The sequence below is a fragment of the Kitasatospora sp. NPDC057512 genome (assembly GCF_042802135.1).
Classification (GTDB): domain Bacteria; phylum Actinomycetota; class Actinomycetes; order Streptomycetales; family Streptomycetaceae; genus Kitasatospora.
The window spans coordinates 1-10,309 of the sequence record NZ_JBHVET010000266.1 but is presented as its reverse complement, the minus strand read 5'-3'; the positions used below and the strand labels follow the sequence as shown (position 1 = coordinate 10,309).

Annotated in this window: 10 protein-coding genes; 5 read left to right on the top strand and 5 right to left on the bottom strand. The window is 74.3% G+C overall.

The window, feature by feature from the left end; translation table 11 throughout:
* On the top strand, positions 1–1,273 hold a 1,273-nt coding region (locus ACFU6K_RS18855), incomplete at its 5' end, for a serine hydrolase domain-containing protein (protein WP_380664401.1).
* Positions 1,274–1,378: 105 nt separating this feature from the next.
* Positions 1,379–1,915: a hypothetical protein gene (locus ACFU6K_RS18850; protein ID WP_380664399.1), complete on the top strand. Its 537-nt coding sequence runs from the start codon at positions 1,379–1,381 to the stop codon at positions 1,913–1,915.
* Between the two features lie 41 nt (positions 1,916–1,956).
* Here the strand turns inward: ACFU6K_RS18850 and ACFU6K_RS18845 are convergent, their stop codons facing one another.
* A complete protein-coding gene (locus ACFU6K_RS18845) occupies positions 1,957–2,976 on the bottom strand; it encodes a hypothetical protein (protein WP_380664397.1) in 1,020 nt (339 codons plus the stop codon).
* Positions 2,977–3,106: 130 nt separating this feature from the next.
* On the opposite strand from ACFU6K_RS18845, the gene ACFU6K_RS18840 reads away from it, so the two are divergent.
* Both ACFU6K_RS18840 and ACFU6K_RS18835 read left to right on the top strand, forming a co-directional pair.
* Complete coding sequence (locus tag ACFU6K_RS18840; RefSeq protein WP_380664395.1) at positions 3,107–3,712, top strand: TetR/AcrR family transcriptional regulator; 606 nt, start codon at positions 3,107–3,109, stop codon at positions 3,710–3,712.
* A gap of 58 nt (positions 3,713–3,770) precedes the next feature.
* The gene (locus tag ACFU6K_RS18835; RefSeq protein WP_380664393.1) at positions 3,771–4,193 is read left to right on the top strand and encodes a hypothetical protein; all 423 of its coding nucleotides are present in this window, start codon (positions 3,771–3,773) and stop codon (positions 4,191–4,193) included.
* A gap of 68 nt (positions 4,194–4,261) precedes the next feature.
* On the opposite strand, the gene ACFU6K_RS18830 is transcribed toward ACFU6K_RS18835, so the two are convergent.
* Positions 4,262–5,785: a carbohydrate binding domain-containing protein gene (locus ACFU6K_RS18830; protein WP_380664391.1), complete on the bottom strand. Its 1,524-nt coding sequence runs from the start codon at positions 5,783–5,785 to the stop codon at positions 4,262–4,264.
* 382 nt (positions 5,786–6,167) lie between these two features.
* Here ACFU6K_RS18830 and ACFU6K_RS18825 point away from each other — a divergent pair, with 382 nt between their 5' ends.
* Positions 6,168–7,121, top strand: coding sequence for an aldo/keto reductase (locus ACFU6K_RS18825; protein ID WP_380664389.1), 954 nt, complete (start codon positions 6,168–6,170; stop codon positions 7,119–7,121).
* Between the two features lie 28 nt (positions 7,122–7,149).
* Here ACFU6K_RS18825 and ACFU6K_RS18820 read toward each other — a convergent pair whose 3' ends face one another.
* The 3 genes from ACFU6K_RS18820 to ACFU6K_RS18810 all read right to left on the bottom strand — a co-directional run bounded on the left by ACFU6K_RS18820 (position 7,150) and on the right by ACFU6K_RS18810 (position 10,285).
* On the bottom strand, positions 7,150–7,752 hold the full coding sequence (locus tag ACFU6K_RS18820; protein ID WP_380664387.1) for a GNAT family N-acetyltransferase: 603 nt from the start codon (positions 7,750–7,752) through the stop codon (positions 7,150–7,152).
* An 83-nt stretch (positions 7,753–7,835) separates the two neighbouring features.
* The gene (locus ACFU6K_RS18815) at positions 7,836–8,519 is read right to left on the bottom strand and encodes a nitroreductase family protein (RefSeq protein ID WP_380664385.1); all 684 of its coding nucleotides are present in this window, start codon (positions 8,517–8,519) and stop codon (positions 7,836–7,838) included.
* 128 nt (positions 8,520–8,647) lie between these two features.
* Positions 8,648–10,285, bottom strand: a complete 1,638-nt coding sequence (locus ACFU6K_RS18810; RefSeq protein WP_380664383.1) for an ABC-F family ATP-binding cassette domain-containing protein — start codon at positions 10,283–10,285, stop codon at positions 8,648–8,650.
* Positions 10,286–10,309: the final 24 nt, after the last annotated feature.

Below are 10,309 nucleotides of genomic sequence, written 5' to 3'. Positions count from 1 at the left end.
GGGAACCGCCGGCCCGGACGACGACCAGTCTGGAGCCGGACCGCACGTGAACGCGCACACGAACCGCACCCGTTGGGCCGTCGTGGCCGCCTCCGCCGCCCTGGCGGCCGCGCTGACGGTCGGGGCGGGCACGCCCGCCCTCGCCACCGCCGCCACCGCCGCCACCGCTTCCGGCATTCCGGCGGCGACGGCGCGCCCGTCCGTGCTGCCGCCGCTGGACCCGGCGGCGCTCCGGGCCGCCCTCGCCCAGCGGCCCGCCGCCGACGTCTCCGCCGGGTTCGTGCGGGTCACCGGCTCCGGCGGGAGGTTCGAGGGCAGCTCGGCGGAGGGCGGGGCGGCCGTGGACCCGCGAGGGAGGTTCCGGATCGGGTCGATCTCGAAGGTCTTCACCGCCACCGTCGTCCTCCAACTCGCCGCCGAGGGCCGGATCGACCTCGACGGCAGCGTCCGGCGGTACCTCCCGGACCTCCCCGCCGAGTTCGGGGCGGTCACGGTCGGGCAGCTGCTCGACCACACCAGCGGACTGCCCACCGGCGACAACACGTTCTGGGGCGACGGCACCACCGGCTGGTTCGCCGAGCACCGGCTCGACGCGCCCACCCCCGAGGAGATCGTCGCCTCGATGGCCGGGCAGTCACTGGCCTTCGACCCCGGCACCGCCCAGCAGTACAACGGCATGAACACCTTCGTCGCCGGGCTGGTCGTCGAGAAGGTCACCGGCCACCGCTACGCCGACGAGCTGCGCCGGCGGATCATCGACCCGCTCGGCCTGCACGACACCTCCCTCCCGGACGCCGACGACCCGGCGCTGCGGCGCCCCGCGACCCGCCCGTACCTGACCGTCCCCGACGCGGACGGCGGCTCGCACCGGGTGGACGTGACCGAGCAGAGCCCGTGGCCCTGGGCCGAGGGCGGCATGGTCTCCAGCGCCCCCGACCTGGACCGCTTCATGACCGCCCTGTTCCGGGGCCGCCTCCTCCCGCCGGCCCAGCAGGAGGAGCTGTTCACCGTCCCCCAGGTGCCCGTCGCCCCGGGCAACCGCTACTGCCCGGACGACACGGCGTGCCTGAGCATGGGCCTCGTGCGCCTCGCCTCCGGCGGCGTCGTGGCCTGGGGCAAGACCGGCTCCCGGCCCGGTTCCACCAGCGGCGTCTTCGCCACCCGCGACCTCTCCCGCACGGTCGTCTACTCGGTCGACCCGACCACGCTGAAGGGCACCGAGACCCCGTACGCCCTCGGGCTGCTGAAGTCCGCCTTCGGTCTGGGGAAGTAGGGCCCGTCTCCGCCGCTGGTCGGACGGGCGGTTGGCTCGCGCGGGGGAGGGGGACGGGCCGAGCGGTGGACGTGCGGCGGGGGCGGCGTCCGGGAGCGTGGACGCATGCTGAAGACCATCCCGGTGGGCGACACCGAGCGCCCCGTTCCCCGGTGGGCCCTGCGGCTCGCCAAGGCCCTCCCGTTCATCGTGCTGCCGCACTGCCTGTGGCGGCTGCCGTTCGCGTTCGACTTCCGGATGGGCACCGTCGACCCGCAGGCCCCGGCCTACGTCTGGTGGGCCGCCCCGTACGTGATCGGTCTGAGCGTGCTCACCGAGGCGCTGACGCTCCTGACCCTGGGGCTGGTCAGCGGTTGGGGCGAGGTGTTCCCGCGCTGGGTGCCCGTGCTGCGGGGCCGCCGGGTGCCGCCGCTCGCGGCGGTCGTGCCGGCCGTGCTCGGCGGGCTGGTCCTGGTGTCCCTGTTCGACGGGATGCCGCTCGGCTGGCTGGGCGTGTTGGAGGAGGTCGGCTACAGCAACGGCTGGTGGCTGCTCCTGGGGCGGGTCTGCACCTCGACGGCGATGTTCTGGGGGCCGATCACCCTCGCCCTGGCCTGGGCCTACCACCGCCGCCGTCGCCCCGCCCCGGCTCCGGCCCGTTGACGCCGGGTCGCAGGCGGCTCCCGCGCGGCGCAGTGGGCGGCTCAGTGGGCGCGGTAGTACTCGGCGACGGCGGAGAACGCCTCCTTCGGGTCCCAGGGCAGGCCGGGGTAGGTGGTGCCCACGCGGTCCTCGTAGGTCCTGACGATGCCGTAGCTGGCGAGGTCGAGGTCGTCGCGCGGATCCCCGTCCGGGCGGTGGACGTGGTCGTAGAGGGCGAAGGTGAAGACGAAGGCGGCGTCGATGCCGCCGGCGTCGAAGGCCTCCAGCAGTTCCCGGACGTACGCGGCCTGCCCGGCCTCGTCCCGCTCGTAGACGCCGTCCAGGCGGACCGGGCCCCCGTCGGCGTACTCGACGATGTCCAGGCCGTTCGCACCCCGGTCGCCGGCGCCGCGGAAGGTGGCGGAGCCGAACTCGGTGACGGCGACCGGCTTGCCCTGGGCGGTCAGGTCGCGGACGCCGCCGGCGAAGCGGTCGGCGGTCTCGGCGGAGCGGTACAGGTCGAGGGAGACCAGGTCGAAGGGTTCCCAGTCGACGCGCTCCAGCGGTACGGCGGCGTACGTGACGCGCCCGCCGAAGCGGGCCCGGACGGCGGCCACCGCCTCGGCGAGGAACGCGTTGACCCGGCCGCTCACCGCACCGAGGTGCTCGCGCACCTGCTCGGGCCGGGCGAGCAGGGCGAGGCGCTCGCCGATGTCGGAGCCGGGCAGGAACCCCGGGTTCATCAGGCTGAGTTCGGCGCCGGTGACGAACACCACCTCGGCGCCGCGCCGCCGCAGTCGCTCGGCGCGCTCGGCGCAGTCGGTGAAGAGCTTGAGCATCGCGTCGGCGGTCAGTTCCAGCGGGTAGGGCGAGAACCAGACCTCCAGGCCCAGGTCGGCGGCGTGGCCGGCGGCGAGCTCGATCCGCTCCGGGTCGCCGCCCATGATGCGGACCGCGGTGCAGTGCAGGTCGTCCCGGATGATCCGCAGCTCGCGCTCGACCGCCTCGGAGTCGAACCAGGCCCGGGAGTACGCCCCGTCCCTGATGAATCCGGTGTCGTAGCTGATTCCCTTGGTGCGCACGTTCTTCCGCCTTTCCGGCGAGAGAGAATTTACGGTACGGCTAGTACCCTAGTTGCCGACGGCCCGGCGCGGCAAGAAGGATGGGGAGGGTACGGGCGGTATCGGCGGGCGCAGTGGGCGGAGCGAGGGCATGGCCGGGCAGACGCGGCGGCGCGGGGCGGCGCTGGAGGAGGCGATCCTGAGTGCCGCGGTCGAGGAGCTCACCGAGGCCGGGTACGCCGGGCTGACCATGGACAGGGTCGCCGCCCGCGCCGGCACCAACAAGAACGCCCTCTACCGCCGCTGGCCCAACCGGCTGGCGCTCGGCATCGCCGCGTACAAGCAGCTCGCGAAGACCGCCCCGCTCCCCGACACCGGTGAACTGCGCGGCGACGCCCTGGAGTTGCTCCGCCAGGCGAACCGCCACTGGAGCTCCCCGCTGGGCGCCGTACTGCGCGAGCTGCTGGCCGCGGCCGGCGGCGCCACGGAGTTCCTGGCCCAGCTGCAGGACCAGTCCGGCGACGCCGTGGCCGCGCCCTGGCTCACCGTCCTGGGCCGCGCGGTCGCCCGGGGCGAGGCCGCTCCCGAGGCGCTGCACCCCCGGGTGGCGACGGTGGCGATGGTGCTGCTGCGCAACGAGTTCATGGCCCGCGGCGTGCCGACCGCGCCGGACGACGTCCTGGTGGAGATCGTCGACGAGGTGTACCTGCCCCTGGTGCGCGGCCGCGGCCAGGGAACGGTGATGGCCGACGGCTGAGGACACCGGGCCGCGCGGAGCCGGCGGTGCTGTCACAGGTCACCCGTACGGTGCGACCGTGAACGTTCCCGAGGTCATCCCCATCAGCCACCGGCCCGACTACCGCACCGACACCATCGGCCGCTGGCAGGGCGGCCAGTTCCTCGCCTCGGCGCTCTGCCTCGGCGCCGGCCGGTACTACGCGGTCCTGCACCGTTTCGACGCCGCCGGCCGCCACCTCGACTCGCGGATACACCCGGCCGACGAGGCGCCGCAGGCCCGGCTGCTGCTGGCGGAGTGGCTCGACGCCCTACCCGGCCGCGAGTACGGGGACATCGCGATCGCCCCGTTCGCCGTGCACGTCGACGGCGAACTGTTCGGCCTGGTGCGCGAGGACTACGAACCGGACGAGGTGGACGACGAGGAGGAGCGGGTCCACTTCGAGCTCTACCCCGACGGCCTGGGCTTCGACGCCCCCTGGTGCGGCTGCTACGACACCTGAGCCGCCCCGGGGCGCGTCACCGGCCCCGCCTCCCGGTAGACGAGGCCGGTGGTTGGTGGAACGTGGGCTCAGCCCGCGTACTGGCCGAGGATCTTCGCGAACTCGTACGGCTGCTGCGGGATGTTGGTGCACTTGGACAGCGAGCCGCCGGTGCAGGCGTTGGCGTCCCGGGTGGCGTCCCAGAAGGAGAGCATCCCGAGGTGGTTCTGCCGGGCGAAGGCCACCAACTGCTGGGCATCGGCCTGGTTGTAGACCTGGTGGTCGTCGTTCTCGCCGATCATCGGGGTGACGCCGACCATGGCCCACAGCTGGGCGTCGGTCTTCGCCGGGTAGAGCGCCTTGAGCTGGCCGAACAGCGACTGGGCGGCCTGGACGGCGGCGTTGCCGTAGTCCGTCCCGCTCCGGTAGTAGTCCATCGCCATGATGTTGACCAGGTCGACGGTCACCCCGGCGTCCCGGGTGGACTTGACGATGGCGACGCCCTCGGAGGTCAGGCCCTCGGGCAGGACGGGCAGGGTGAAGGAGACCCTGAGGCCCGGGTGGGCCTGCTGGAGCCTGGCGAGCGCGGCCGAGCGGCGGTCGTTGGCGGCGGTGTCGGCGATGGCCGCGCCCTCGATGTCGAAGTCGACGTAGCGCAGGTCGTAGGCGCTCACCACGGCGTCGTACTCGGCGAACAGCGAGTCCACCGTGGTGCAGGCGGCGGCGAGTTCGGTGCCGGCGGCGCCGCCGAAGGAGACCTTGACGTCGCCGCCGGCCGCGCGCAGCGCGTCCACCTGGTCCTTGGCCCAGGCGGTGCGTGGGTCGTAGGCGTTGAACCAGCTGGCCTTGCAGCCGACGCCGGTGACGAAGCCCATCGTGTAGCCCTTGAGGCCGGCGGCCCTGGCCAGGTCGGGCATCGAGGGGGTCGGCCAGGCGCCCATGTCGATGAACGGGGCGACCGGGAGCGCGACGTTCGGCGCCGGGGTGCCCGGGCCGCCGGTGGGCGTGCCGGTCGGGGTGCCGGTCGGACTCGGCGGGGTCGAACTCGGCGGCGGGGTGGTCGGGTTGCCGCCGCCGGGGCCGGTCAGGGCGATGTCGTCGGCGAGGTAGCCGCCCTGCCCGTACCAGCCGTGCAGGTACACGGTGACGCTGGTGGTGGCCGCCCCGGTGGTGAAGCCGGTGGACAGCTGCTGCCAGTCGGCGCCGCCGGCGGTCCAGGTGGCCGGGTCGGTGACGCCGCTGCCGGTGGCGCCGAGGTAGACGTACCGGCCCCGCACCCAGGCGCTGAGGGTGTACGTGGTGTTGGGCTGGACGCTGACGGTCTGGCCGCACTGCGCGGTGTCGCTCGCGCTCACCGCCCCCTGGAGCGCGTACGTCCCGCTGTGCGCACCGGAGTTGACCACGCTCCCGGTGCCGGCCGAACAGCTCCACGGGCCGAGCGCGCCGCTCTCCAGCCCGCCGTTGGCGAGCAGGTTGCCATCGGCGGCGCCGGCGTTCCCGGCGAGGACGGCCAGGCCGCCGGCGGCGAGCGCGGTGGCGGCGGCGAGGCTCAGCAGGGTGGTCCGGCCGGCGGGGCGGCGGTGCGTGGGGGCGTGCTGGGGCGCGCTGGGCATGGGGGTGCCTCTCGGGACGTGGAGGCCGCCCGCGCCGCGAGGGGGGAGACACGGGGCGGGCGGCGGCCTGGGGTGGTCCGGGGTGGGGGAGCGCGGTGCTGAGCATCAAACTGGACTAGACCAGCTGTGCACGTCAAGCACTTCCCGGCCCCGGACGCACCGTCAGGGACAGGTTTTAGGAACGGTTAAGACGGCGCCGGGCGGCGGTCGCGGCGGGGCCGGGGACGAAGGGGCTTGACCTTGAGTGCACTCCAAGGTGAAAGCTGAAGGCGTTGATCACGCACCACCACGCGAACCACCACGCGAACCACCACCCGAACCATCACGCGAACCACCGCGGCGACCCCCACGGGACCGCGGAAACCACGACGGGAGCACCACCATGCGCAACGCCTCGTTCGGCACCGGCGGCCCGGAGATCGGCGTCATCGGTCTCGGCTGCATGGGCATGACCTGGGCCTACACCGAGCGGGACCGGGACGACGAGAAGTCGGTCCAGGTGATCCGGCAGGCGCTGGACCTCGGCGTCGGCCTGATCGACACCGCCGACATGTACGGCCCGTACACCAACGAGGAGGTGGTCGGCGCCGCGCTGGCCGGCCCGTACCGGGAGCGCGCCTTCCTGGCCACCAAGGCGGGCATCGTGCCGGGCGGCGCGGGCCAGCAGGAGCGCAACGGCCGGCCCGAGCACGTGCGCCGCTCGATCGACGAGAGCCTGCGCCGGCTGGGCACCGACCACGTCGACCTGTACCAGCTGCACCGGGTCGACCCCCAGGTCCCGATCGAGGAGACCTGGGGCGCGTTCGCCGAGGTCGTCGCGGCGGGCAAGGCCCGGAGCATCGGCCTCTCCGAGGCGAGCGTCGAGGAGATCAAGCGGGCGCAGAGCGTGCACCCGGTGGCCTCGGTGCAGTCCGAGCTGTCGCTCTGGACCCGGGACGCGCTGGACGAGGTGCTGCCGTACACCGAGGAGCAGGGCATCGCCTTCCTGCCGTTCTCGCCGCTCGGCCGGGGCTTCCTGACCGGCGGGATCACCTCCGTCGAGGAGCTGCCCGCCGACGACTTCCGCCGCCGGCTGCCGCGCTTCCAGCACGACGCGCTGCGGGCCAACCTGGCGCTGGTCGGGAAGGTCCGGGCGGTCGCCGAGCGGATCGGCGCCACCCCGGCGCAGGTCGCGCTGGCCTGGGTGCTGGCGCAGGGCCGGTACGTCTTCCCGATCCCGGGCACCAGGACGCCGCGCTACCTGGTGGACAACGTGGGGGCGGCCGGGATCGAGCTCTCGGCGGCGGACCTGGCCGAGCTGGACGCGCTGCCGGCGGCGACCGGCGAGCGCTACTGACGGCGGCGGCGCCCCCGTACCCGCGCCGTCAGCGCTCCCGCACCCACACCAGCTGCCGTCCGGTCTCGCCCGGCGCCCGGACGGCGGCCTCCGCGACCCGGTCCAGCCGGTAGCCGAGCTTGCGCGGGACGGCCGCGCTGGCGCCGTTCGCCCGGTCGCAGCGGATCTCCACCCGGGTGATCCCGGGCAGGGCCAGCGCGGCCTCGGTCAGCGCCCCGGCCGCGGCGGTGGCGATGCCCCGGCCGACGTGCCCGGCGGCGACCCAGTAGCCGATCTCCAGCGCGCCCGGGCCGATCCGCCCGTGCAGGCCGAAGGCGCCGATCACGCCGCCGGGTTCGGCGTCCAGGCCGGCCAGGTACATGAAGTCGGTGCCGGCCTCCCAGGCGGCCGCGCCGGCCCGGGTCAGCTCGGCGGTCCGGGCCCGGGAGGGGGCCTCGGCCGCCCACTCCATCCAGGGCCGCAGGTGGTCCAGGTTGGCGCGGACGGCCTGGTTCAGCGCCGCCGTGTGGGTGCTGCGGCGGCGCCGCAGCCAGAGGCCGCCGGGCAGCCGCAGCCGTTCCGGCGGTCGCCCGGCGGTCGCCTCCACCACCGGTGGGACGAGGCCGCAGGGCCGTGGCTGTGCTTGGCTCATGGCGGCGATTATGTCCTTGGCCGGGACCTGTCACCATCGGATATCCCCCCGGTGGCGGGCGTGCCCGGCCGCGCCCCGGCGCGTCAGAGCCGGACCATCACCTCGTCGAGCTCCTTGCGCCGCAGGTCCGGTACGCGCGCCCCCTCGGCCGGGTAGCCGACCGGGATCACGTACGCCGCGCGCTCCTCCGCCGGGCGGTCGCACACCTCGTTGAGGAACTTCATCGGGCTCGGGGTGTGGGTCAGCGTGGCCAGGCCCGCCTGGTGCAGCGTGGCCAGCAGCAGCCCGACCGCGATCCCCACCGACTCCTTGGTGTAGTACGGGCGCGGCGAGTCGGGGCCCTTGTGCACCTCGAACACCACGATCACGGCCGGCGCGTCCTCCAGGAACGGCTTGCGCCAGTCGGTGCCGATCGGGGCGAGCGCGGCCAGCCACTCCTCGGACGCCCGGTGGTCGTAGAACTCGCGCTCCTCGGCCTCGGCCGCCTCGCGCAGCCGCCGCTTGCGCTCCGGGTCGGTGATCACCACGAACCGCCAGGGCTGGACGTGCGCCCCGCTGGGCGCGGTGGAGGCGGTCCGGACCGCCCATTCGACCACCCCGTCCGGGATCGGGCGGGTGGAGTAGTCGCGGACGGTCCGGCGCTGCGCCATCACGTCGTGGAAGGACCTGCTGCGGGCCTCGGCCTCGTGGGCGGGCACCGTCATGGGGGTGAGCGGGACGGTCGGGTGGGACGTCCCCGCCACGGCGCTGTCAGTGCTGTCAACCATGGCGCACAGCACAGCACATGACGGCCCCTCCGGGAGGAGGTTTCCGGGAAGAGGTAGAGACCAATCCTGCCGGGGACCGATCCTGCCGGAGACCGATCCACCCCGGGACGGCCTCCCGGGTCCGGCCCCTACAGCTCGTGCACCCGCCCGTCCCGGACCTCGATCCGCCGGTTCACCGCCACCGTGTCCAGCATCCGCCGGTCGTGGGTGACCAGCAGCAGGGTGCCGGTGTACGAGCCGAGCGCGGACTCCAGCTGCTCGATCGCGGGCAGGTCCAGGTGGTTGGTGGGCTCGTCCAGCACCAGCAGGTTGACCCCGCGGGCCTGCAGCAGCGCCAGCGCGGCCCGGGTGCGCTCACCGGGGGAGAGGGTGTCGGCCGGGCGCAGCACGTGCACCGCCTTGAGGCCGAACTTGGCCAGCAGGGTGCGCACGTCCTCCGGCGCGAGCTCCGGTACGGCGGCCGCGAAGGCCTCCAGCAGCGGCTCGCCGCCGAGGAACAGGCCGCGCGCCTGGTCCACCTCGCCGACCACCACGCCGGAGCCCAGCGAGGCGCTGCCGCCGTCGAGTTCGAGCCGGCCGAGCAGGGCGGCCAGCAGCGTGGACTTGCCCGCGCCGTTGGCGCCGGTGATGGCGACCCGGTCGGCCCAGTCGATCTGCAGGTCCACCGGGCCGAAGGCGAAGTCGCCGCGCTTGGCGACGGCCGCGCGCAGGGTGGCCACCACCGAGCCGGAGCGCGGCGCGGCGGCGATCTCCATCCGCAGCTCCCACTCCTTGCGCGGCTCCTCGACCACGTCCAGCCGCTCGATCATCCGCTGGGTCTGCCGGGCCTTGGAGGCCTGCTTCTCGGTGGACTCGGTGCGCTTCGCCTTGACGTTCTTGTCGTTGTCGCTGCTCTTGCGGCGGGCGTTGCGGACGCCGTGCTCCATCCAGTTGCGCTGCATCTGGGCCCGGGCCTCCAGCGAGGCCTTGGTGTCGGCGTACTCGTCGTACTCCTCACGGGCGTGCCGGCGGGCCACCGCCCGCTCCTCCAGGTACGCCTCGTAGCCGCCGCCGTACAGGTTGACCTGCTGCTGGTGGAGGTCCAGCTCCAGCACCTTGGTCACGGTGCGGGCCAGGAACTCGCGGTCGTGGCTGATCAGCACGGTGCCCGCGCGCAGGCCCTTGACGAAGGACTCCAGCCGGTCCAGGCCGTCCAGGTCGAGGTCGTTGGTGGGCTCGTCGAGCAGGAAGACGTCGTAGCGGGAGAGCAGCAGCGAGGCGAGGCCGGCCCGGGCGGCCTGGCCGCCGGACAGGGCGGTCATCGGCAGGTCCAGCGAGACCTTCAGCCCGAGCGAGTCGGCGACCTCCTCGGCGCGCTCCTCCAGGTCGGCGCCGCCGAGGTCCAGCCACCGCTCCAGGCCGACGGCGTACGCGTCGTCGGCGCCCGGCCGGCCCTCGACCAGGCCCTCGGTGGCCTCGTCCAGCGCGGCCTGCGCGGCCGCCACACCGGTGCGGCGGGCCAGGAAGTCGCGCACCGACTCGCCCTCGCGCCGCTCCGGCTCCTGCGGCAGGTGGCCGACGTTGGCGCTCGCCGGGCTCAGCCGCAGCGAGCCGCCCTCGGGGGTGTCCAGGCCGGCCAGCAGCCGCAGCAGGGTCGACTTGCCGGCGCCGTTCACGCCGACCAGGCCGATCACGTCGCCGGGGGCGACGACCAGGTCCAGGCCGGAGAAGAGGGTGCGTTCGCCGTGGCCGGCGCTGAGGTCCTTGACTACGAGTGTGGCGCTCATGATGAGGCCGATTGTAGGAGGAGC

What these genes read in the sequence shown, in the direction of transcription:
- ACFU6K_RS18810 (WP_380664383.1), bottom strand. Translation starts at nt 10,285, where the DNA reads ATGAGCGCCACACTCGTAGTCAAGGACCTCAGCGCCGGCCACGGCGAA.
- ACFU6K_RS18815 (WP_380664385.1), bottom strand. Translation starts at nt 8,519, where the DNA reads ATGGTTGACAGCACTGACAGCGCCGTGGCGGGGACGTCCCACCCGACC.
- ACFU6K_RS18825 (WP_380664389.1), top strand. Translation starts at nt 6,168, where the DNA reads ATGCGCAACGCCTCGTTCGGCACCGGCGGCCCGGAGATCGGCGTCATC.
- ACFU6K_RS18830 (WP_380664391.1), bottom strand. Translation starts at nt 5,785, where the DNA reads ATGCCCAGCGCGCCCCAGCACGCCCCCACGCACCGCCGCCCCGCCGGC.
- ACFU6K_RS18840 (WP_380664395.1), top strand. Translation starts at nt 3,107, where the DNA reads ATGGCCGGGCAGACGCGGCGGCGCGGGGCGGCGCTGGAGGAGGCGATC.
- ACFU6K_RS18820 (WP_380664387.1), bottom strand. Translation starts at nt 7,752, where the DNA reads ATGAGCCAAGCACAGCCACGGCCCTGCGGCCTCGTCCCACCGGTGGTG.
- ACFU6K_RS18850 (WP_380664399.1), top strand. Translation starts at nt 1,379, where the DNA reads ATGCTGAAGACCATCCCGGTGGGCGACACCGAGCGCCCCGTTCCCCGG.